This is a genomic window from Pseudomonas sp. BF-B-30, from assembly GCF_019956305.1.
In the GTDB taxonomy this organism is placed as follows: Bacteria; Pseudomonadota; Gammaproteobacteria; order Pseudomonadales; family Pseudomonadaceae; genus Aquipseudomonas; species Aquipseudomonas jessenii.
Window position 1 is genome coordinate 38,230 of the sequence record NZ_JAHBDG010000023.1, and the last position, 20,032, is coordinate 58,261.

Genomic DNA, 20,032 nt, shown 5'->3' on the forward strand with positions numbered 1-20,032 from the left:
GTCCATCACCTCACTAAAGCAAAAAAACGGGAGAGCACGGCCAGCGCACTCTCCCGCCAACTTTCAACCGGCGATTACTGAAGCAGCTTCAGTACAGCGGATGGCAGTTGGTTGGCTTGTGCCAGGACAGCGGTGGACGCTTGTTGCAGAGTCTGCTGCTTGGTCATCTGAGCGGTTTCAGCGGCGAAGTCGGTATCTTGTACGCGACCCAGTGCGGCGCTGGCGTTTTCGTTGATGTTTTGCAGGTTGGAGATGGTGCTGGTCAGGCGGTTCTGAGCGGCACCCAGGTTGGAGCGCAGGGTGTTGATGGTACCCAGCGCAGTATCGATGTTATCGATCGCGGTTTTGGAGGTAGTAGCATCCGTGAGAGCATCGGCATTCACACCCAAACCAGTAGCAGTCATTGCAACGGCACCCAAATCCAGGACGATCGTGTCATCTGTAGTGGTACCAGAACCCACCTGAATGTCGAGCTTGCCGTCACCAGCGGCACCGGCCGTACCAGTCAGCAACTTGGTGCCGTTCAAGTTGGTGCTGTTTGCAATACGAGTCAGCTCGCTGGACATTGCCTGGAATTCTTTGTCCAGAGCAGTACGGTCGGCGGCAGTGTTGCTATCGTTACGAGCCTGAACACCCAGCTCACGCATACGCTGCAGAATGTTGGAGGACTCTTGCAGAGCGCCTTCAGCGGTCTGAGCCATCGAGATACCGTCGTTGGCGTTTTTGATCGCCATGGTCTGACCGCGAATCTGGCTGGTCATGCGGGTAGCGATTTGCAGACCGGCAGCGTCGTCTTTGGCGCTGTTGATTTTCAGGCCGGAAGACAGACGAGTCATCGAGGTGGACAGAGCATCGGAAGCGCGGTTCAGGTTCTTTTGAACGTTCAACGATGCAACGTTAGTGTTTACGGTTAAAGCCATGACGAATTCCTCGTTGGTTGGGTACTGCGGTTTCCGGCCCTGGCAACCGCCGGGTATGGCCTAGAGAACCTTCGTAATAGTTATCGTCGCGTTGGCAGGTTGCTTTAGGGTTTTTTGAAAATATTTTGCCATCACACTGCCACCTCCAATAAAAACAATGGGTTAACACCACCACGAATAAAAAAATGGCGCCAGGGAAACGTCGGCGGCAATGTCAAAGGTGTATTTCCGCCCATAAAATTCAGGCACAAAAAAAGCGCTCAAGGAGAAACCTTGAACGCTTTTTTGTGCCCGGGCTTAATGACTCAAGGGCGATAAATGATCGCCGACCCCCAGGACAACCCCACGCCAAATCCGCTCAATGCAACGCGTTTCCAGGCGGAGTCCAACACATGGCGTTCCAACAGCAACGGAATGCTCGACGACACGGTGTTGCCGGTCTCGACCATGTCCTTGATGAACTTCTCGGGGTCCCCCTCGAAACGCCGCGCCACCGCGTCGACAATCGCCGCACTGCCCTGATGAATGCAAAATGCGTCGATATCGTCGGCCGTCAGCCCCGAGTCATCGAGCAGTTCGTGCAAATGTGCGGGAACCTTGAGCAGCGCAAAATTGAACACCTGACGACCGTTCATGAAGAACACCCCGTCAGTAACCTTCAAGTGCGGCGCACCGGCACCGTCGGTACCGAACTTGGCCTTGCCCAGCTGCCAGGGCGCCTCTTCGCCCATCCATGTAGCGGTAGCCGCATCACCGAAGAGCATTGTGGTGTTGCGATCTTCCGGATCAACGATCTTGGAATACGGATCGGCGGTCACCAGCAGGCCATTCTTCAGGCCCGCGGCTTCCATGAAGCCCTTGATCGCATAAATCCCGTAGACGTAACCGGAACACCCCAGGGATATATCGAACGCGGCAACACTGGTCGGCAGGCCGAGCTTGTCCTGAACGATGGCTGCGGTGTGTGGCAGGCCTTCCTCGTCGCCGTTCTGGGTGACGACGATCAACACGTCGATGGATTCACGTTTCAAATCGGGATTATTGGCGAATAGCGCATTGACTGCTTCGACACACAGGTCCGAAGTTTCCTGCCCGTCGTCTTTGCGCGGCAGGAAGGCCGAACCGATTTTGCCCAGGATGAACGCTTCATCCTTCTCGAATTTTGCACCTTGTGCGTAATTGTCCACGCCGGCTACAGGAACGTAGCTCGCAATGCTTTTTATGCCAATCATTACGGCTTCCCAATAATAAACAGCCCAATACTACCGCTCGTAATGATTCGAGGGGCGCCGACAAACAAAGAAAGACGTCGCCCCGAAGCGGCGACAGCGGCAGGAATTAAAGGCTATCACTGGGCTAAACAGAGACCAGGCGCCACCTCACCGATTCATAGAATACAGTGAAGATGCACGCTATGACTCACAGGTCACGCTAATTTGTGGATTCAACCGCAGAAACTGTCAGGCAGACAGCGACCATTCCTGCGGTGTACCCCGCTTAAGGGCCTTACCAGCACATCAATAAAATCGAGCGCACATCGGCCAGGTTCAAACCTTGTTGAACAGGCCCAACTGCGCGATCTTGCTGAACGCCAATTGCGACGCTTGCAACATGGTTTGCTGCAACGTCAGGCGGGTCATCACTTCTGCCGGATCGGAGTCGCGAATCGCTGACTGAGTCTGTTTATTAGCGAGGGAGATACTGGCGTTGGCTTCGGTTTGAGTGTCGAGTGCCGCGCCACGCCCGCCCACCGAACTCAGGGCACTGGAGAGTTGCTCGGTACCACTGGTCAAGTTGGCGATGCCGGCACTCAACTCGGCAGTGAAACGCTGAGCAAGGACCGGATCAGTGCTGATGGGGGCTAATAATGCCGAACGCAACTGGCTGACGGTATCCAGAATGTTCTGTGTCTGATGGTTGTTCACGGCAATCACATACTGGTCACCCGCCTGCGGTGCACCACTTAGATTGAAATCGACTCCCGACGCCGTCGCTGTCGATCCGACCAGGCTACCCGTGGAAACAGCCTTGCTATCGGCCGTGACCGGCGACGCATAAAGCTCGTAATCCGTGGCGCTGGTGAATTTGAGGATAGCGCCTCCCGCCGGAAAGCTGCCGTTGTAATCCGCTGCGTTGCTGACGGTGCTGCCGGTGACCTGTGCTGCAGACGGGTTACCAGGAGAGCGAGAGACGTTGAAGCTGTCCGGTTTGCTCGTCAGGCTGAAACTATGCCCAGCGATCACCGCATCCGGATCAGTATCACCGGCTTGCAGATTAATGCTCAAACGCAGATCAACCCCACGAAAACTGATGGATTGTGTAGTTGCGTCCTTGGAACTGAACGCGCCATTCTTACTGGCTTCAGCTGTCACATCATTGCCTGACGCGTCAGTGATCTTCAATTGCGTGCCGCTCAAGAAGTCGACCGTGTAAGGCTCGCCACTGCGAAAGCGATTATTGTAGGTCGCACTTGCGGACACCAATCCGTCAGACAGTAGTACTCGTCCATCATTGACAGCTGGCGACGTGAGGGCGGTCTGGCTCCGGCTGGTGTTGATCGCCTGCTGAAAAGCTTCCCAGCCGGTGCTGTTGGTGGCCATCAACATGGTGTCGCCAATAGGCAGGTTCAGCGTGATCTGATCACCGTTGTAGCTGTAGGTGCCGTCGGAATTGCGTGAAAACGGAACCGTATCGCCTTTGGAACCGGCGAAAATATATTTGCCGCTTTCATCCTTGGTATTCATCAAGCTCAGCAATTGTTCTTCAATTTGTCCCAGCTCAGAAGCGGTGGCTTGCCGATCCGCATCAGTATAGGCACCATTTCCTGCGCCGATCGCCAACTCGCGCGCGCGCTGCAGCACATTGCCAATGCTGGTCATCACCGATTCAGTCGTACCCAAAGTCGTCTTGATGGCAGTGGTATTGGCCGTGTACTGATCGATCATCGAAGCCTGCTGACCCAATTGCAGCAGGCGCGAAGCACCTACCGGATCATCAGCTGCAGTGTTGATGCGAACCAGACTGCTGGCCTCTTCACTGCTTTTGACCGCGTTCGCGAAATTCTTCTGATAGTTCGCAGCCGAAGACTCGTAAAACTGGGCGGTAGAAATGCGCATGGGCTACGACTCCTTAAAGACTGTTGATCAGTGTGCTGAAGATTTCCTGCGCAGCCTTGATGATCTGCGAAGAGGCGGTGTAGTACTGCTGATACTTGACCAGGTTGCCGGTTTCTTCGTCGAGGTCGACGCCCGAAAGCGAGTCACGTGCGCCCTTGGCGTTCGCCAGAATGGCGGTGGTCGCAGCACTGTCCAACTTGCCTTGGGCGGCCTTGGAGCCGACACCCTCGACCAGTTTGCCGTAAGCATCGTTCAGGGAAATGCCCTTGCTGGCCGACCCTGTGTCCACGGTTTGTTTGGTCTGCAAATTCGCCAGCGTCGTGCCGTTACGGTTGTCCAGCGTGCCTGGCTGGCTGAGCGTGACGTTGATCGCGGTGCCTTTGCCCGGGGAGCCGGCCACGGTCATATCGAAACTTACGGTGTACTGAGTCGCGGGGGCGGGCGGGATCGGCGCACCCGTGGAATCCTTGAGCGGTACGGTCAGGCTCAGGGTGTTGTTTTCACCCGGCTTGATAGTGCCGCTGCTGATGACGCCACCTTTGGCATCCAGGAACTGGTAGGTCTGGCTGGTGCCGTCGGCGGAAACATCGCCAAACACGACCTTGGTCGGCGTGGAGTTTTTCAGGCCGTTCTGCATCGCCGTGGCAGTGGCCGAGTCGTAGATATCGAATTTCGTGGTCAGGGTCGGCTGACCGCTGGCCGGAATGGTCAGCGTGCCGCTACCACCCGGAGCGATGGCCGCTCCCAAGGGGGCCGCGATGGCCAGACGCTTGGAGTCGGTCATCTCGGTCTTGATGTTGGCCGATGCATTACGTGTCGGGGTGAGCTTGAAAGTGTCGCCTTGGGCAGCCCCCCCGTTGAACGTCATCGAGAACCCGTCGATCACCGGCGCAGGTGTCGTCGTGGTGCTGAAGGTGCCCATCGGCGTGTTATCGGGCAGGCGCTGAACGGTGTAGTCGGTAGCGGTCGTGAATGTGACCTTGTAATCGTTGATGGTCAGTTTGCCCGTGTCCTCGATGCTCACATCGAAGTTACCGGAGCCAGCACTGTTGCTGGTGGAAGCGATACTGCGCTGAGACATCTGCGCGGCACTGTTGATGTTGTTGAACAGGTTCGAACCGAAATCACCGTTCTTGTCGATGCCCTGTGCCTGGATACTGTTCATCTGATCGGCGACGACCAGCGCCACACGCCCCAATTCGTTCATGGCCGGATCGAGTACTTCGCTGCGATAACGCAGCAGGCCGCCGATTTCACCACCCGTCATGATCGAGGTGATGTCGATGGTGCTCGAACCACGATTGAGCTGCAGCGACAAACGTCCCGGATCATCTTTACCCGGCACCGCCTCAAGCTTGTTGACGGTACTGCCAATCACCAGTGGCTGGCCGCTACCCAGATAGATATCAACATTTCCGTCGCGCTCGACAAACTGTGCACCGGTGAAGGTCGACAGCTGGCGCATGGTTTCGTTGCGGGCATCGAGCAGTTCATTCGGCGTACCGCCGGCGCTCGAAATCTCGCTGATTTTCTGGTTCAACTGCGCCACGGTCGTGGCCAGTTTGTTGACCTGATCGGCCATGTTCGTCAGGTTGCCGTTGATGTTCGCATTCTGCGTGTTCAACTGGCTGGACACGGAATTGAAACGATTGCTCAGGGCTTGGGCATCGCTGAGCAACAACTGGCGGGAGGCGTCGTCGCCCGGTTTGGCATTGACGTTCTGTACCGAGGCAAAAAATTTGGTCAGGGCACCATTGAGACCGGTGCCACTGTCGGACAATAAGGTATCGAGTGGCGTGACTTGCCCAAGGTACGCAGCCGAATCACTGTTGAGCGACGTCGTGGTCTGCAACTGTGCATCGAGGTAGCTGTTGTATACCCGGCGCACATCTGCCAGCGTCGTGCCGGTGCCGATGTAGACGTTGCCGTACTGAATCGACCCCTTGGTGCCCTGCACGGTTTGCTGGCGTGAGTAACCGGCGGTGTCGGCGTTGGAAATGTTATTGCCGGTAGTCATCAATGAAGATTGGCTAGCGGAGAGACCCGACATCCCGATATTGAGCAAACTCATGGTTCAGACCTTATACCTTGTGCCTATAAAGGCGTAGTTGAAACGCCCGCCGCAGCGTAGTTCTGGTAACTCGTCATCTGCTTGGCTATCTGCGAAATCTTGCTCGCGTAGTTCGGATCGGTTGCGTAACCGGCCTTCTGCAACTCGCGTACAAACTGTTCTGGGTTATCGGCCGACTTCACGACATCTTGATAGCGATTGTTGGTCTGCAGCAAAGTTACAAGGTCGTGGAAACTGTCCTTGTAGGAGTCGTAGGAGCGGAACTGCGCCGTCTCCTTGACCATCTGCCCGTTCCTGAATTCGCTGGTGATCGCCCGCGCCGAATTGCCCTGCCAACTATTGCCGGCCTTGATGCCGAACAGGTTGTGGCTGCTGCTGCCGTCCTGAGCACGCATGACCGACTTGCCCCAGCCGGTTTCCAGGGCCGCCTGCGCCACCAGGTAACGCGGATCGACACCAATGCGGGCCGCCGCTTCCTTGGCCATCGGCAACATGGTGTTGACGAACTGGTCGGCGGAACCGAAGGCTTTCTTCGCCGGCGCCAGCGGAATCTGCACCATGGCGCGACCGTAGATCTGCATGCCGCCACCGGAGGTTTGCTGCGCGTTGGCCAGCCAGTCGCCGTTATACAAAGGACCGGTGCCAGTGCTTGTCGCGCGCTCAGGCAACGGTGTCTTGTTGATCGTCGTGGCTGCGGCCGTCGCCGAAGGCACCAGCCCGGCCAACAAACGATCAGCCAGCTTCGGCGGCAATGCCAGGCGTCGCTGATTGATCAGAGCCATGTCATTGCGATGACCACCCTCGCCCGCCTCTTGCGGCGCCTGGACCGATCGCGAAGCCCACAATGGACGCTGGCCATTGACCCGCGACAGCGGCCCATTGACCGCAACCGTGCCCGCCGCCACCGGCGTTTGCACGGCGGCCTTGGCAGCCTCTTGCTTGGCCTGCGATGCAGCAGCGGCCTCGCCCGGCGCCAATGGCTTGTTCTTCGACATCTGGCGCATCAGCACGTCCGCCAGGCCGATACCACCGCCCTCGCGGGACATGGAAACGGCCAGTTGCTGGTCGTACATTTCCTGGTACTGCTTGGCCGCCGGCGTGTTCATCGGATTGTCCTGTCCCAGCGCTTCGGTTGCCGAGCGCATGGACTTGAGCATCTCACCGAGGAACAGCGATTCGAACTCCTGCGCCACCTTGCGCATGTTGCCGTCGCTGTTCTTGTCGCCGACCTTGAGCTGATTCAGACGATTGAGGTCCGAATAGGAGCCCGAATCGCTGCTGCTGACCAGACCGCTCTTGCGCATATCCACGATGGCCGTCCTCAGATCACGATCAGATCGGCTTGCAGGGCGCCGGCCTGCTTCAGCGCTTCGAGGATGGCCATCAAGTCACCCGGTGCCGCGCCAACCTGGTTCACCGCCCGCACGATCTCGTCGAGGGTGGTACCAGGGCCGAACTTGAACATCGGCTTGGCTTCCTGCTGGGCGTTGACCTTCGAACGCGGCACCACCGCCGTCGTGCCATTGGACAGAGGGCCGGGCTGACTGACGATCGGGTCTTCGGTAATGGTCACGGTCAGGCTGCCATGGGTCACTGCGGCCGGGGAAACCTTGACGTTCTGGCCGATCACGATGGTGCCGGTACGGGAGTTGATGATGACTTTCGCGACTGCCTGGCCCGGATCGACTTCGAGGTTTTCCAGGATCGACAGGTAGTCGACGCGCTGGCTCGGATCGAGCGGCGCGGTGACGCGAATCGACCCGCCGTCGATGGCCTGGGCCACGCCAGGACCGAGCATGTTGTTGATCTTGTCGACGATGCGCTTGGCGGTGGTGAAGTCGGAACGGTTGAGGTTCAGCGTCAGGCTGTTGCCCTGGTTGAAACCGCTCGGCACCGCGCGCTCCACCGATGCGCCACCGGGGATGCGACCGGCCGACGGAACGTTGACGGTAATCTTCGAGCCGTCTCGCCCTTCCGCGTCGAAACCGCCGACCACCAGGTTGCCTTGGGCCACCGCATAGACGTTGCCATCGATACCCTTGAGTGGCGTCAGCAGCAAGGTGCCGCCACGCAAACTCTTGGAGTTACCGATGGACGAAACGGTGATATCGACCTGCTGACCCGGCTTGGCGAACGCCGGCAAATCGGCACTGATCGACACCGCCGCGACGTTCTTCAACTGCACGTTGCCCGAACCCGGCGGCACCTTGATGCCGAACTGCGAGAGCATGTTGTTGAAGGTCTGCAGGGTGAACGGGGTCTGCGTCGTCTGGTCGCCGGTGCCGTTCAGCCCGACCACCAGGCCGTAGCCGATCAATTGGTTGGAACGCACGCCGGAAATGCTGGCGATGTCCTTCAGGCGCTCGGCTTGAACGTTGAACGCTGCGGACATCAGGAACGCAGCCATCATGAGACTTCTGAAATTCAACGTAGCCACCTAGAAAGGGAACAGCGGGCTGAGGAAGAAACGGTCGAACCAGCCTGGCTGACTCGCATCGGCAAACGAACCGGTGCCCGAGTAGGTGATGCGCGCATCGGCGACACGGGTCGACGGCACGGTGTTGTCGGTGGCGATGTCATCGGCGCGAACCAGGCCGGCAATCCGCACCAGCTCGTCGCCGGTGTTGAGGGTCATCCACTTCTCGCCGCGTACCGCGATAATGCCGTTGGGCAACACATCGGCAACGGTGACTGTAATCGAACCGGTCAGGGTGTTGCCCTGAGCCGCCTTGCTGTCCCCCTTGGTCGCGCGGTCACCTTCGTAGCTGGCACTCAGGCTCAGGTCGCCATCGCTGAACGGGTTGTTGGTGGTGGCGCTGCTGCCGAACAGCGAACTCAGGCCGATGTTGGCCTTGCTGTTCTTGCCAATTTGCGAGTTGGCGTTTTTGCTGGCCTGGGTCCTTTCGTTCAGGGTGATGGTGATGATGTCACCGACCCGGAACGCCTTGCGGTCGCTGTAGAGGTTCTGTTCGAAACCGGCCTGGTAGATCGAGCCATTGTTCGCGGCCGCCGGCAACGGAGTGCGCGGCAACACCGGAGCGTAGTAAGGGTCATTGGGCTTGGGCGTCGCAGGCACGCAACCTGCGAGCGCGGTGATCCCACTCAGTGCCAGAACAGATACATAGCGATTCATGACCCTACCTCACGGTGTTGCAGGCGGCCCAATGGCCGCCACATAGACTTGATTACAGATTCTGCGTTACGAACGAGAGCATCTGGTCGGCGGTGGAGATCACCTTGGAGTTCATCTCGTAGGCGCGCTGGGTGGTGATCATGTTGACCATCTCCTCAACGGTGCTGACGTTGGACGTTTCCAGGGTGTTCTGCAGCGTGGAGCCGAAACCGTTCAGGCCCGGAGTGCCGACTTGCGGCGCGCCACTGGCGGCGGTTTCCAGGAACAGGTTGTTGCCCACCGCCTGCAGGCCGGCCGGGTTGATGAAGTCGGCGGTTTGCAGGTTGCCGATCACCTGGGCAGCCGGGTTGCCGGCAACGGTGATGGACACGGTGCCGTCGCGGCCGACCGTGAAGGTCTGCGCTTCGTTCGGAATGACAATGGCCGGCTCCAGGGCAAAGCCGCTGGCGTTGACGATCTGGCCGTTGGAGTCCAGGTGGAACGTACCGTCACGGGTGTAGGACGTGGTGCCGTCCGGTTGCAGGATCTGGAAGAAACCACGGCCGTCGATGGCCATGTCCAGCGGCTGCTCGGTGGTTTGCAGGCTGCCGGCTGTGAAGTTTTTCTGGGTACCGACGATGCGCACACCGGTACCCAGTTGCAGACCCGACGGCAGTTCGCTGTCCTGGGTCGACTGGGCGCCTGGCTGGCGCTTGATCTGGTAGAGCAGGTCCTGGAACTCGGCGCGGTCACGTTTGAAACCCGTGGTCGACACGTTGGCCAGGTTGTTGGAAATGGTGGTCAGGTTGGTGTCCTGGGCGGACAGACCTGTCTTGGCAACCCATAGAGCCGGAAGCATTCGATTCTCCTCGTGCGCCTGTTTTACGGCGCGACATTCTGGTAATTAGCTGATCTGCAAGACCCGAGCCATGGCCTGGTCATCGTCTTTGGCGGTGTTCATCATCTTGATGTGCAGCTCGAACTGCTTGGCCAAGGCCAGTACCGAGGTCATCTCTTCCACGGCATTGACGTTGCTCGATTCGAGGAACCCGGACACCAGCTTGACGTTGGCATCGGCCTGCGCAGGCGCGCCGTCCTTGGTGTGGATCGAACCATCCAGGCCCTTGGTCATGTTCTTGAAGTCCGGGTTGACCAGCTTGATGCGATCGACTTCCGCCATCACCCGGGGACCTTCGCCCATCGCGCGGATGCTGATGGTGCCGTCCTCGCCGACTTCGATCTGCTGCTCCGGCGGCACGGCAATCGGCCCGCCATTGCCCATGACCGGCATGCCGTTGCCGGCGCGCAGCACACCCAGGGCGTCAACGTTCAGGCTGCCGGTGCGCACATAGCTTTCACCGCCATCGGGATTCTGTAAGGCAATCCAGCCGTTGCCTTGCACGGCAACGTCGAGGTCACGACCGGTTTCCACCAGTGAGCCCGGGGAGAAATCCGTGGCCGGGCGTTCGGACATGGCAAACGCACGCGCCGGAAAGCTGTCACCGAACACCGGCATCGAACGGGCCTGCTCCAGGTCTTTCTGGAAGCCGTTGGTGGAGATGTTCGCGAGGTTGTTGGCATGAGCCTTTTGCGCCAGTGCATTCTGGCTGGCGCCGGTCATTGCCACATAAAGGTACTTGTCCACACTCTTTCCTCTGCCTGCCGGACGTTTGCCGCCCACTGCTGTGTTGCGCAGGTTGTAGCAATTTGCAGACCAACTTGCGCGCAGCGGCTCCAACCCCCTTTAAACAAGGGGCTGGAGGCTAATCAGAAGGGAATCGAACGATGTATCGAAGACGAAAAACCGGCGCGGTTATGCCGCTTGGCGGCAATGCCGTGAAAAGCCGGCTACCAACCTTTCACGCCGCTCATGTCGGGCAATTTGTGGGCAATGCCTTTATGGCAATCGATACAGGTCGCCTGGCCACTGGCCAAGGAGGTGGAGTGCATGTTGGCGGCGCGTTTACCCTGGCGTGTGAAGTCCATGAACTCGAAGTTATGGCAGTTGCGACACTCCCGGGAATCGTTGGCCTTGAGCCGTGCCCACTCGTGTTCGGCCAGCTCCCGGCGCATGCCCAGAAACTTGTCCCGGGTACTGATAGTGCCGAACAGCTTGCCCCAGACCTCCTTGGAAGCCTGCATCTTGCGGGCGATCTTGTGCGTCCACTCGTGCGGGACGTGACAGTCCGGGCACGTGGCGCGCACGCCCGAGCGGTTGGTGTAGTGAATGGTTTCCTGCAACTCGACAAAAACGTTGTCGCGCATTTCATGGCAGGACGTGCAGAACTTCTCGGTGTTGGTCGCTTCCAGCGCGGTGTTGAACCCACCCCAGAAAATCACCCCGGCGATAAACCCGCCGAGGGTCAGGAAACCCAGGCTGTAATGCACGCTGGGCCGACGCAGCACAGCCCAATAATCCTTGAGCAAGGCAAGCAAAGATTTCATGGCCTTTCCTCAAGGTTTCGGCTGGTGGTTGATTTCGTCTTGCAAGACCTGATCGATGTTCTTGAAGCTATTGCTCACCAGTGGCTTCACATCCTTTTGCGGCACGTGACACTGGTTGCAGAAGTATCGGCGCGGCGACACCGCGGCCAATGCCTGGCCGTCGCGGTCCATGTAGTGAGTGATGCTGATCATCGGCGCCTGGGTACGCGCACTGTTGGCGCGACTGTGGCAGGTCAGGCACTTGTTGCTGTTCATGTCGATGGCATACCCGCGAATGCTGTGGGGTATGGTGGGCGGTTGATCGGGGTAATTGCGCTCACGCTTGAGGTCCTTGTTCTCGTCTTCGGCAATGGGCGGTGCCGGCAGCTCCTGGGTCAGGGTCCCGCCGACTCGCCGTCCATCCGGTGCCGGCGCATCCAGTGGGTAACCGGGTTCTGCCGCAAATGTCGCGGGCAGCCACATCAGCAGCATGACAAGCAAGGACAGCGAACGAAAATTCATGAAAGCTCTCCTTATGCCGTCTTGATCAACTCAATCCTGATCGCGCATTTCTTGTAATCGGTCTGTTTGGAGATCGGGTCCGTCGCATCAAGCGTGACTTTGTTGATCAGCTTGTTGGCATCGAAAAACGGCACGAACACCAGGCCTTGGGGCGGCTTGTTGCGCCCCCGGGTTTCAATCCGCGCACGCATCTCGCCGCGCCGACTGATCAGCTTTACTTCGCTGCCACGCCGGGCATTCAAGGCCTTGGCATCGGCCGGGTGCATGTAGACCAGCGCATCGGGGACCGCTTTATAAAGTTCTTCGACACGCTGGGTCATAGTCCCGGTGTGCCAATGCTCAAGCACCCGACCGGTGCTCAACCAGAACGGGAAGTCCGCGTCCGGGGCTTCCGCAGGAGGCTCGTAAGGCAGCGCGAAGATGATTGCCTTCTTATCGGGGTAGCCGTAGAACTGCACGCCACTGCCCTTCTCGACATACGGATCGTAACCTTCGCGGAAGCGCCAAAGCGTTTCCTTGCCTTCGACGACGGGCCAGCGCAACCCGCGCTCGGAGTGATAACGATCAAAGGGTGCCAAGTCATGACCATGTCCACGGCCGAACTGGGCATATTCTTCGAACAGGCCTTTTTGCAGGTAGAAACCGAAATCCCGGGCCTCGTCGTTCTGATAGCCTGCCGCCATTTGTTCAACAGGGAACTGATCGACCTGGCCATTCTTGAACAGCACCTCATACAGGGTCTTGCCCTTGTATTGCGGTGAGCCGTCCAACAGTTCCTGCGGCCAGACCTCGTCGGTTTTAAAGCGCTTGGAAAACTCGACCAATTGCCAAAGGTCCGACTTGGCGTCACCCGGCGCCGAGACCAGTTGATGCCAGAACTGCGTGCGCCGCTCCGCGTTGCCGTAAGCGCCCTCTTTCTCGACCCACATCGCCGTCGGCAAAATCAGATCGGCCGCCTGTGCCGAGACGGTGGGGTACACATCCGACACCACCACGAAGTTCTCGGGGTTACGCCACCCCGGCAGTACTTCCTGCATGATGTTGGGCCCGGCCTGCATGTTGTTGCTGGCCATCGTCCAATACACATTGAGCACGCCGTCCTTGAGCATGCGACTCTGCTGCACGGCATGGAACCCGACCTTTTCCTTGATGGTGCCCGCCGGGAGCTTCCAGATTTTTTCCGCGGTGGCGCGGTGCGCCGGATTGGTGACCACCAGGTCGGCCGGCAAACGATGGGAGAACGTACCCACTTCACGTGCCGTCCCGCAGGCCGAAGGCTGGCCCGTCAGGGAGAAAGGACTGTTGCCCGGCTCGCTGATTTTTCCGGTCAGCAGGTGAATGTTGTAGATCAGGTTGTTGGCCCACACCCCCCGGGTGTGCTGGTTGAAGCCCATGGTCCAGAACGAAACCACCTTGCGCTTGGGATCGGCGTACAGTTCGGCCAATGCCTTGAGGCGCTCGGCTGGCACACCGGTTTCTTTCGCGGTGCGCTCAAGGGTGTAGGGTTTTACAAAAGCGGCGAATTGCTCGAAGTCGATGTCGGTCCAGGTGTTCGCCTTGTCGGCATTTTTGGCTTTCATTTCCAGCGGATTATCGGCACGCAAACCGTAACCTATGTCATCCGTGCCTTTGGCGAACTTGGTGTGTTTGCTGACGAAGTCCTTGTTGACCGAACCGCTTTCGATGATGTGATTGGCGATGTAGTTGAGAATGAGCAGGTCAGTCTGTGGCTTGAACACCATCGGAATGTCGGCCAGTTCAAAACTGCGATGTTCGAAAGTAGAGAGCACGGCCACTTTCACATTCGGCTGGCTTAAACGGCGATCGGTGACCCGACTCCACAGAATCGGATGCATTTCCGCCATGTTCGAACCCCACAAGACGAATGCATCGGTGACTTCTATATCGTCATAACAGCCCATTGGCTCATCGATACCGAACGTGCGCATAAAGCCCATGACCGCCGAGGCCATGCAATGGCGTGCATTGGGATCGATGTTGTTCGAGCGAAACCCCGCCTTCATCAATTTGTTGGCCGCGTACCCTTCCCAGATCGTCCACTGTCCGGAACCGAACATGGCGATAGACTCCCCGCCCTTGTTCTTCAGCGCCTCCTTGTACTTCAACTCCATCACATCGAACGCCTGTTTCCAGGACACCGGGTGAAACTCGCCTTGTTTGTCATATTGCCCATTGGTCATGCGCAACAGCGGCTGAGTCAGCCGATCAACGCCGTACATGATCTTGGACAAAAAGTAGCCTTTGACGCAGTTCAACCCGCGATTGACCTCGGCTTTTACGTCGCCGTGGGTTGCAACAACCCTGTTGTCCTTAGTCGCCACCATGACACTGCAACCGGTGCCGCAAAAACGACAGGGCGCCTTGTTCCAGTCCAAGGCAACCATGTCTTGTTCGGTAATCAGGTTGCTGGCAGAGGTAAAGACCGGGAGGCCCGCAGCCGCTGCCGCGATCCCGGCAGCCTGGGCTTTGACAAACTCTCGCCGCGTCATAGGCATGTGCTTTCTCCCGTTACATCGAGAATCTCGTGATAAACCAGGGCGGCATTGAGCACGCCTGGCAAGCGATTGATCTGATCGATTCGCTGAAGAATCTGGCTTTCGTGATCGGTTTCCAGCACAACCACCAGTTTGCCGGCAGGGCTTTCCTGATGAAGTTCAACGCCCTTGAGCAAACGCAGGTTGGCTTTCACCGCCTCGAACAGGGCCGGACGGGCATGTACTACCAGACTGGCAATGTGCAGCGTCTTTCCCATGTCCCGTACTCCCCGCTGAATTAGAGATAGATGGCGATCAGTTGGGGGGGCCTGGCGGCCCGAGGAGCATTTGCAGGAACCAGACAAAAAAACCGTAACCACCGACTATCGCCACCGATAACAGTGGAAACAGAACAATGATCAGGAAATAGAAGAGGCGAGTTTCTTTGCGAACTCGCTGGGTAGAGTCATCCATTGATGGCATGGTCAGCACTCCTGCCAAACTTTGAGAGGAGCCTAGATGGCTTCCTCTATAAGTTCCATGATTCAGATCAATAGCAGAAGCTTTAGCGCTTTAAATGCGAACTGACAGCACTGGACAAATATTGACACTCGAGAAGAGTTATTATTTGAGTGAGTTTTTAACGCTCCAGTTTGCCTATTTCATATTCACGCAACTTGTTGGCAATCGTTGTGTGGGAAACACCCAGTCGCTTGCCGAGCAATCGGCTGCTGGCATGTTCCGAATAAAGCCGTTCCAGTACCGCCTTCTCGAAACGCCCGACGATCTCGTCCAACCCACCCTCCAGCGAAAAATCGCCAAGGGGCTGACGCACGCCATAATCCGGCAGACGAATATGCTCGGCCTTGACCGTGCCGCCGTCGCACAGGGAAACCGCCTGGAACAGCACGTTCTCCAGTTGCCGCACGTTACCCGGCCAATGGTAATGGCTGAGCCGCTCCATGGCCGCCGGCGCCAGCTTTGGCAACGAGCAGCCGATCTGCCGACTGGCCTGATCGAGGAAGTGCTCCACCAGCGGCGTCAAGCCGTCGAGGCATTCGCGCAACGGCGGGATGTGCAGCGACAACACATTCAAGCGGTGGTAGAGGTCCTGGCGGAACTCACCGCGAGCGCACAATTCGGACAGGTCGACCTGGGTCGCGCAGATCACTCGCACGTCGAGGTAGACCTCTTCATCACTGCCCACACGACGGAAGCAACCGTCCTGCAAAAAACGCAGCAATTTCACCTGCAAGCGCGGGCTCATTTCCCCGACGCCATCGAGAAACAACGTGCCGCCCGCCGTCAGCTCCAGCAACCCGAGCTTGCCTTCGGCCCGCGCCCCTTCAAAGGCGCCCGGGCCGTAACCGAACAGTTCCGTCTCGGCCATGGACTCCGGCAGACCGGCGCAATTGAGCGCCATCAACGGCGATTGCCCTCGAGGGCTGGCCAAGTGGCAAGCCCGCGCCAGCAACTCTTTGCCGGTGCCGGTTTCCCCTTCGATCAACAGCGGTGCATCCAATGGCGCCATGCGTCGCGCTTCGCGCACCACGGCGGCCATGACTTTCGAGCTTTGGAAGATGCTGTCGAAGCCGCGCAACTCCTGCTTGCGCACGTTGTAGATGCGCTCGCCCACCCGGTCGGCGCGGTGCAATGTCAGCACCGCACCGGCCATGGCCTCGCTGTCGTCATGCTCCGATTGCAGCGGCGCGATGTCGGCCAGGAACACATCCCCCTTGACCTTGACCCGCAGCCCATTGATCCGCGACTTGTTGGCGCGCACCAGTTCCGGCAAATCGAAATCCTCGGCGTACCGCGACAGGGGAATCCCCGGCACCTCGTCGACGCGCACCCCGAGCAACTGCGCCGCCGCACGGTTGGCCGCGACAATGGAACCGCCCATGTCGATCGACAGCACCGGAAACTCCAGCGCACCGAGCAGTGCATTGAGTTCCATGTGCCGACGCTCGCTGGGCATCAGCCCTACACGCTTGACGCCAAAGACCCCGGCAATCGCTTCGAATTTCGGACGCAAGGCCTGGAACTGAATGTTGATCAGGTTTGGGCAATGCAGGTAGATGGCATTGCCATGCTCCCCCCCCACCTCACCGCGGGCCACGTTGATCCCGTACTCCACCAACAGGTTGAGAATGTCGCGCAGGATGCCGATGCGGTTCTGGCAGTGGACTTTGATACGCATATAAAGACCCGAAAATGCAGTGATTGAGGTTGAGGTCCTGTGGGAGTGGGCTTGCTCGCGAAAGCGTCGGCATAGCCAACATTGATGTATCAGACAGACCGCTTTCGCGAGCAAGCCCGCTCCCACAGGGGTATTGCGATCGCATTTTTCTTTCGAGGCACCCAGATAGTCGTCAAGATTATGTGACAGGCAAAGCGTTTTTCAAACCAGGAAATCTCAATAGTTGCGCGACCTTGAGCAATTCGTAACGAAAACTTTACGAATGTCGAGGGATTTTCCTGCGCGCGACGCTGAGCACCTGCTGCAACAGTGCAATTCATGGGGTATTTCTAGGTCCATAGCAGTACATAACAAGAACGAAATCCCCTAGCAGGAGAGCAGTATGAAGCAGACGCAATACGTGGCTCGCGAGCCCGATGCGCAAGGTTTTATCGACTACCCCGCCGAAGAACACGCGGTGTGGAACACGCTGATCACTCGTCAACTGAAAGTGATTGAAGGGCGTGCGTGCCAGGAGTACCTGGACGGTATCGAAAAACTCGGTCTGCCCCACGACCGCATTCCTCAACTCGGCGAAATCAACAAGGTCCTCGCTGAAACCACCGGCTGGCAGGTTGCCCGGGTTCCCGCACTGATTCCCTTCCAGACCTTTTTCGAATTGCTGGCCAGCAAGCAGTTTCCGGTGGCGACCTTTATTCGTACCCGCGAAGAACTGGACTACCTGCAAGAGCCGGACATTTTCCACGAGATCTTCGGTCACTGCCCGCTGCTGACCAACCCGTGGTTCGCCGAATTCACCCACACCTACGGCAAGCTCGGCCTCAAGGCGTCCAAGGAAGAACGCGTGTACCTGGCGCGCCTGTACTGGATGACCATCGAGTTCGGCCTGCTCGACACCCCGCAAGGCCAGCGCATCTACGGCGGCGGCATCCTGTCTTCACCGAAAGAGACCGTCTACAGCCTGTCGAACGAGCCTGAACACCAAGCCTTCGACCCGCTGGAATGCATGCGCACGCCTTACCGCATCGACATCCTGCAACCCCTGTATTTCGTTCTGCCGAACCTCAAGCGCCTGTTCGACCTGGCCCACGAAGACATCATGGGCATGGTCAAGCAAGCGATGCAGATGGGTCTGCACACACCGAAATTTCCGCCAAAGGCCGCGTGAACCGCGACTTTTGCTGACAAGTGAGTCTGTCAGTCACCGTCGCTTTGGTTTAGCGTGACGGCACTGTCGACCGATATAAAAACACTCGATTACAGGAAACACACCATGTCCACTTTGAACCAAGCCCATTGCGAAGCCTGCCGCGCCGACGCCCCACAAGTCAGCGACGAAGAACTGCCGATCCTGATCAAGCAGATCCCGGACTGGAACATCGAAGTACGTGACAGCGTCATGCAGCTGGAAAAGGTCTTCCTGTTCAAGAACTTCAAGCACGCCCTGGCGTTCACCAACGCCGTCGGCGAAATCTCCGAGGCCGAAGGCCATCACCCGGGCCTGCTGACCGAGTGGGGCAAAGTGACCGTGACCTGGTGGAGCCACTCGATCAAGGGCCTGCACCGCAACGATTTCATCATGGCCGCGCGCACTGACGAAGTGGCGAAGGACGCTGAGGGGCGCAAGTAATGCATTTCGACGCCATCGGTCGAGTGCCTGGCGACCCGATTCTGGGCCTGATGGAGGCCTACGCGCAGGACCCGAACCCGCGCAAGTTCGATTTGGGCGTGGGTGTCTACAAGGACGCCCAGGGCCTGACGCCGATTCTCGAGTCGGTGAAACTTGCCGAGCAGCGCCTGGTGGATCACCAGTCCACCAAGACCTACATCGGTGGTCACGGCGAACCGGCGTTCGGCAAAGCGATCAATGAGCTGGTGCTGGGTGCCGACTCGAAGCTGATCAGCGCACAACGCGCCGGCGCCACCCAGACTCCGGGCGGCACCGGGGCTTTGCGCCTGAGCGCGGACTTTATCGCCCAGTGCCTGCCAGGGCGCGGCGTGTGGTTGAGCAACCCGACCTGGCCGATCCACGAAACGATTTTTGCGGCAGCCAAGGTCAAGGTCAGCCACTACCCGTACGTGGGCAGCGACAACCGTCTCGACATCGACGGTATGCTGGCGGCGCTCAATGAAGCGCCCAAGGGTGACGTGGTCTTGCTGCACGCCTGCTGCCACAACCCGACCGGTTTCGACCTGTCCCAGGATGACTGGCAACGGGTGCTGGACGTGGTGCGCCGTCGCGAACTGCTGCCGCTGATCGACTTCGCCTACCAAGGATTCGGCGATGGGCTGGAACAGGATGCCTGGTCGACCCGGCTGTTCGCCGCCGAGTTGCCGGAACTGCTGATCACCAGTTCCTGCTCAAAGAACTTCGGCCTCTACCGCGACCGCACCGGCGCGCTGATTGTCTGCGCGAAAACCGCCGACAAGCTGGTGGATATCCGCAGCCAACTGGCCAACATCGCCCGCAACCTGTGGTCGACGCCGCCGGATCATGGCGCTGCCGTTGTAGCGACCATCCTCGGTGATCCAGAGCTGAAACGCCTGTGGGCCGACGAAGTTGAAGCGATGCGCCTGCGTATCGCCCAACTGCGCAGCGGTTTGGTAGAAGCTCTGGAGCCTCACGGTTTGCGCGAGCGCTTTGCCCATATTGGCGTGCAACGCGGGATGTTCTCCTACACCGGCCTGTCGCCTGAGCAAGTGAAGAACCTGCGCGATCATCACAGCGTTTACATGGTCAGCTCGGGCCGGGCCAACGTGGCCGGCATTGATGCCACGCGCCTGGATTTGCTGGCCGAGGCGATTGCCAGCGTCTGCAAGTAATCCTCGGGCACTGCAATCCCCCTGTGGGAGCGAGCTTGCTCGCGATAGCGGTCTATCAGTCAACATCATCGTTGAATGACACTCCGCAATCGCGAGCAAGCTCGCTCCCACATTTGCTTCTGCGTAATTGTTACTTATCTGTCTATACAACCCCATCCGTCGAAACAAATGGATATAAAAGTCCGTTTGTCATTTTCAGTGCTGTATCCTGCCCAGGCTTTTTTAAAGCGCGGATCTACCAGATCTATCAACAGACTTAGCGAGGAGCGCAACCATGCACGAGATTCCTAATCTCCCCTTCCCAAGCCTGCACGTACCTGAGCAGACGACCACGCAGCAAGCCGGAGCC

The 20,032-nt window shown here is 58.4% G+C and carries 18 protein-coding genes; 3 read left to right on the forward strand and 15 right to left on the reverse strand.

Annotated elements, in window-relative coordinates:
• Positions 1-74: 74 nt before the first annotated feature.
• From KGB29_RS14425 to KGB29_RS14495, 15 genes are all read right to left on the reverse strand, one after another.
• On the reverse strand, positions 75-920 hold the full coding sequence (locus KGB29_RS14425; RefSeq protein ID WP_154947169.1) for a flagellin domain-containing protein: 846 nt from the start codon (positions 918-920) through the stop codon (positions 75-77).
• A gap of 305 nt (positions 921-1,225) precedes the next feature.
• The gene (locus tag KGB29_RS14430) at positions 1,226-2,152 is read right to left on the reverse strand and encodes a ketoacyl-ACP synthase III (protein ID WP_154947168.1); all 927 of its coding nucleotides are present in this window, start codon (positions 2,150-2,152) and stop codon (positions 1,226-1,228) included.
• A gap of 315 nt (positions 2,153-2,467) precedes the next feature.
• A complete protein-coding gene (locus KGB29_RS14435; protein WP_154947167.1) occupies positions 2,468-4,036 on the reverse strand; it encodes a flagellar hook-associated protein 3 in 1,569 nt (522 codons plus the stop codon).
• A gap of 13 nt (positions 4,037-4,049) precedes the next feature.
• On the reverse strand, positions 4,050-6,107 hold the full coding sequence (flgK, locus tag KGB29_RS14440) for a flagellar hook-associated protein FlgK (RefSeq protein ID WP_154947166.1): 2,058 nt from the start codon (positions 6,105-6,107) through the stop codon (positions 4,050-4,052).
• Positions 6,108-6,130: 23 nt separating this feature from the next.
• The gene (gene flgJ, locus KGB29_RS14445; RefSeq protein WP_154947165.1) at positions 6,131-7,417 is read right to left on the reverse strand and encodes a flagellar assembly peptidoglycan hydrolase FlgJ; all 1,287 of its coding nucleotides are present in this window, start codon (positions 7,415-7,417) and stop codon (positions 6,131-6,133) included.
• 11 nt (positions 7,418-7,428) lie between these two features.
• Positions 7,429-8,517, reverse strand: coding sequence for a flagellar basal body P-ring protein FlgI (locus KGB29_RS14450; protein ID WP_057715914.1), 1,089 nt, complete (start codon positions 8,515-8,517; stop codon positions 7,429-7,431).
• A 27-nt stretch (positions 8,518-8,544) separates the two neighbouring features.
• Positions 8,545-9,240 carry a flagellar basal body L-ring protein FlgH gene (gene flgH / locus KGB29_RS14455; RefSeq protein ID WP_057715915.1) on the reverse strand — a complete coding sequence of 232 codons (696 nt, stop codon included), beginning with the start codon at positions 9,238-9,240 and terminating at the stop codon, positions 8,545-8,547.
• 52 nt (positions 9,241-9,292) lie between these two features.
• Positions 9,293-10,078, reverse strand: a complete 786-nt coding sequence (gene flgG, locus KGB29_RS14460; protein WP_056721513.1) for a flagellar basal-body rod protein FlgG — start codon at positions 10,076-10,078, stop codon at positions 9,293-9,295.
• 45 nt (positions 10,079-10,123) lie between these two features.
• Positions 10,124-10,864, reverse strand: a complete 741-nt coding sequence (locus tag KGB29_RS14465; protein ID WP_223473585.1) for a flagellar basal body rod protein FlgF — start codon at positions 10,862-10,864, stop codon at positions 10,124-10,126.
• 203 nt (positions 10,865-11,067) lie between these two features.
• Complete coding sequence (locus tag KGB29_RS14470; RefSeq protein ID WP_057715918.1) at positions 11,068-11,664, reverse strand: cytochrome c3 family protein; 597 nt, start codon at positions 11,662-11,664, stop codon at positions 11,068-11,070.
• Positions 11,665-11,673: 9 nt separating this feature from the next.
• Entirely contained in the window at positions 11,674-12,135 is a 462-nt protein-coding gene (locus KGB29_RS14475) for a nitrate reductase cytochrome c-type subunit (protein WP_371319448.1), read from the reverse strand.
• Between the two features lie 41 nt (positions 12,136-12,176).
• Complete coding sequence (napA, locus tag KGB29_RS14480; RefSeq protein ID WP_090453787.1) at positions 12,177-14,681, reverse strand: nitrate reductase catalytic subunit NapA; 2,505 nt, start codon at positions 14,679-14,681, stop codon at positions 12,177-12,179.
• On the reverse strand, positions 14,672-14,938 hold the full coding sequence (locus KGB29_RS14485; protein WP_057715921.1) for a chaperone NapD: 267 nt from the start codon (positions 14,936-14,938) through the stop codon (positions 14,672-14,674). The genes napA and KGB29_RS14485 overlap by 10 nt, the downstream gene beginning before the upstream one ends.
• A gap of 37 nt (positions 14,939-14,975) precedes the next feature.
• Positions 14,976-15,143 (reverse strand): periplasmic nitrate reductase, NapE protein, encoded by a 168-nt coding sequence (locus tag KGB29_RS14490; protein WP_173677902.1) that lies wholly within the window; start codon positions 15,141-15,143, stop codon positions 14,976-14,978.
• Between the two features lie 157 nt (positions 15,144-15,300).
• Positions 15,301-16,860, reverse strand: coding sequence for a sigma-54-dependent transcriptional regulator (locus KGB29_RS14495; protein WP_057715922.1), 1,560 nt, complete (start codon positions 16,858-16,860; stop codon positions 15,301-15,303).
• A gap of 382 nt (positions 16,861-17,242) precedes the next feature.
• On the opposite strand from KGB29_RS14495, the gene phhA reads away from it, so the two are divergent.
• The 3 genes from phhA to KGB29_RS14510 all read left to right on the forward strand — a co-directional run bounded on the left by phhA (position 17,243) and on the right by KGB29_RS14510 (position 19,683).
• Entirely contained in the window at positions 17,243-18,028 is a 786-nt protein-coding gene (gene phhA / locus KGB29_RS14500; protein WP_057715923.1) for a phenylalanine 4-monooxygenase, read from the forward strand.
• A gap of 105 nt (positions 18,029-18,133) precedes the next feature.
• Positions 18,134-18,490 (forward strand): 4a-hydroxytetrahydrobiopterin dehydratase, encoded by a 357-nt coding sequence (locus KGB29_RS14505; RefSeq protein ID WP_007938547.1) that lies wholly within the window; start codon positions 18,134-18,136, stop codon positions 18,488-18,490.
• Entirely contained in the window at positions 18,490-19,683 is a 1,194-nt protein-coding gene (locus KGB29_RS14510; RefSeq protein ID WP_154947161.1) for an amino acid aminotransferase, read from the forward strand. Before KGB29_RS14505 ends, KGB29_RS14510 begins: the two co-directional genes overlap by 1 nt.
• Positions 19,684-20,032 lie beyond the last annotated feature (349 nt).

Coding starts and splice junctions, on each gene's coding strand:
- KGB29_RS14490 (WP_173677902.1), bottom strand. CDS start 15,143: ATGCCATCAATGGATGACTCTACCCAGCGAGTTCGCAAAGAAACTCGC.
- phhA (WP_057715923.1), top strand. CDS start 17,243: ATGAAGCAGACGCAATACGTGGCTCGCGAGCCCGATGCGCAAGGTTTT.
- flgK (WP_154947166.1), bottom strand. CDS start 6,107: ATGAGTTTGCTCAATATCGGGATGTCGGGTCTCTCCGCTAGCCAATCT.
- KGB29_RS14475 (WP_371319448.1), bottom strand. CDS start 12,135: ATGCTGCTGATGTGGCTGCCCGCGACATTTGCGGCAGAACCCGGTTAC.
- KGB29_RS14425 (WP_154947169.1), bottom strand. CDS start 920: ATGGCTTTAACCGTAAACACTAACGTTGCATCGTTGAACGTTCAAAAG.
- flgG (WP_056721513.1), bottom strand. CDS start 10,078: ATGCTTCCGGCTCTATGGGTTGCCAAGACAGGTCTGTCCGCCCAGGAC.
- KGB29_RS14435 (WP_154947167.1), bottom strand. CDS start 4,036: ATGCGCATTTCTACCGCCCAGTTTTACGAGTCTTCGGCTGCGAACTAT.
- KGB29_RS14505 (WP_007938547.1), top strand. CDS start 18,134: ATGTCCACTTTGAACCAAGCCCATTGCGAAGCCTGCCGCGCCGACGCC.
- flgH (WP_057715915.1), bottom strand. CDS start 9,240: ATGAATCGCTATGTATCTGTTCTGGCACTGAGTGGGATCACCGCGCTC.
- KGB29_RS14485 (WP_057715921.1), bottom strand. CDS start 14,938: ATGGGAAAGACGCTGCACATTGCCAGTCTGGTAGTACATGCCCGTCCG.
- KGB29_RS14510 (WP_154947161.1), top strand. CDS start 18,490: ATGCATTTCGACGCCATCGGTCGAGTGCCTGGCGACCCGATTCTGGGC.
- napA (WP_090453787.1), bottom strand. CDS start 14,681: ATGCCTATGACGCGGCGAGAGTTTGTCAAAGCCCAGGCTGCCGGGATC.
- KGB29_RS14495 (WP_057715922.1), bottom strand. CDS start 16,860: ATGCGTATCAAAGTCCACTGCCAGAACCGCATCGGCATCCTGCGCGAC.
- KGB29_RS14470 (WP_057715918.1), bottom strand. CDS start 11,664: ATGAAATCTTTGCTTGCCTTGCTCAAGGATTATTGGGCTGTGCTGCGT.
- KGB29_RS14430 (WP_154947168.1), bottom strand. CDS start 2,152: ATGATTGGCATAAAAAGCATTGCGAGCTACGTTCCTGTAGCCGGCGTG.
- KGB29_RS14450 (WP_057715914.1), bottom strand. CDS start 8,517: ATGATGGCTGCGTTCCTGATGTCCGCAGCGTTCAACGTTCAAGCCGAG.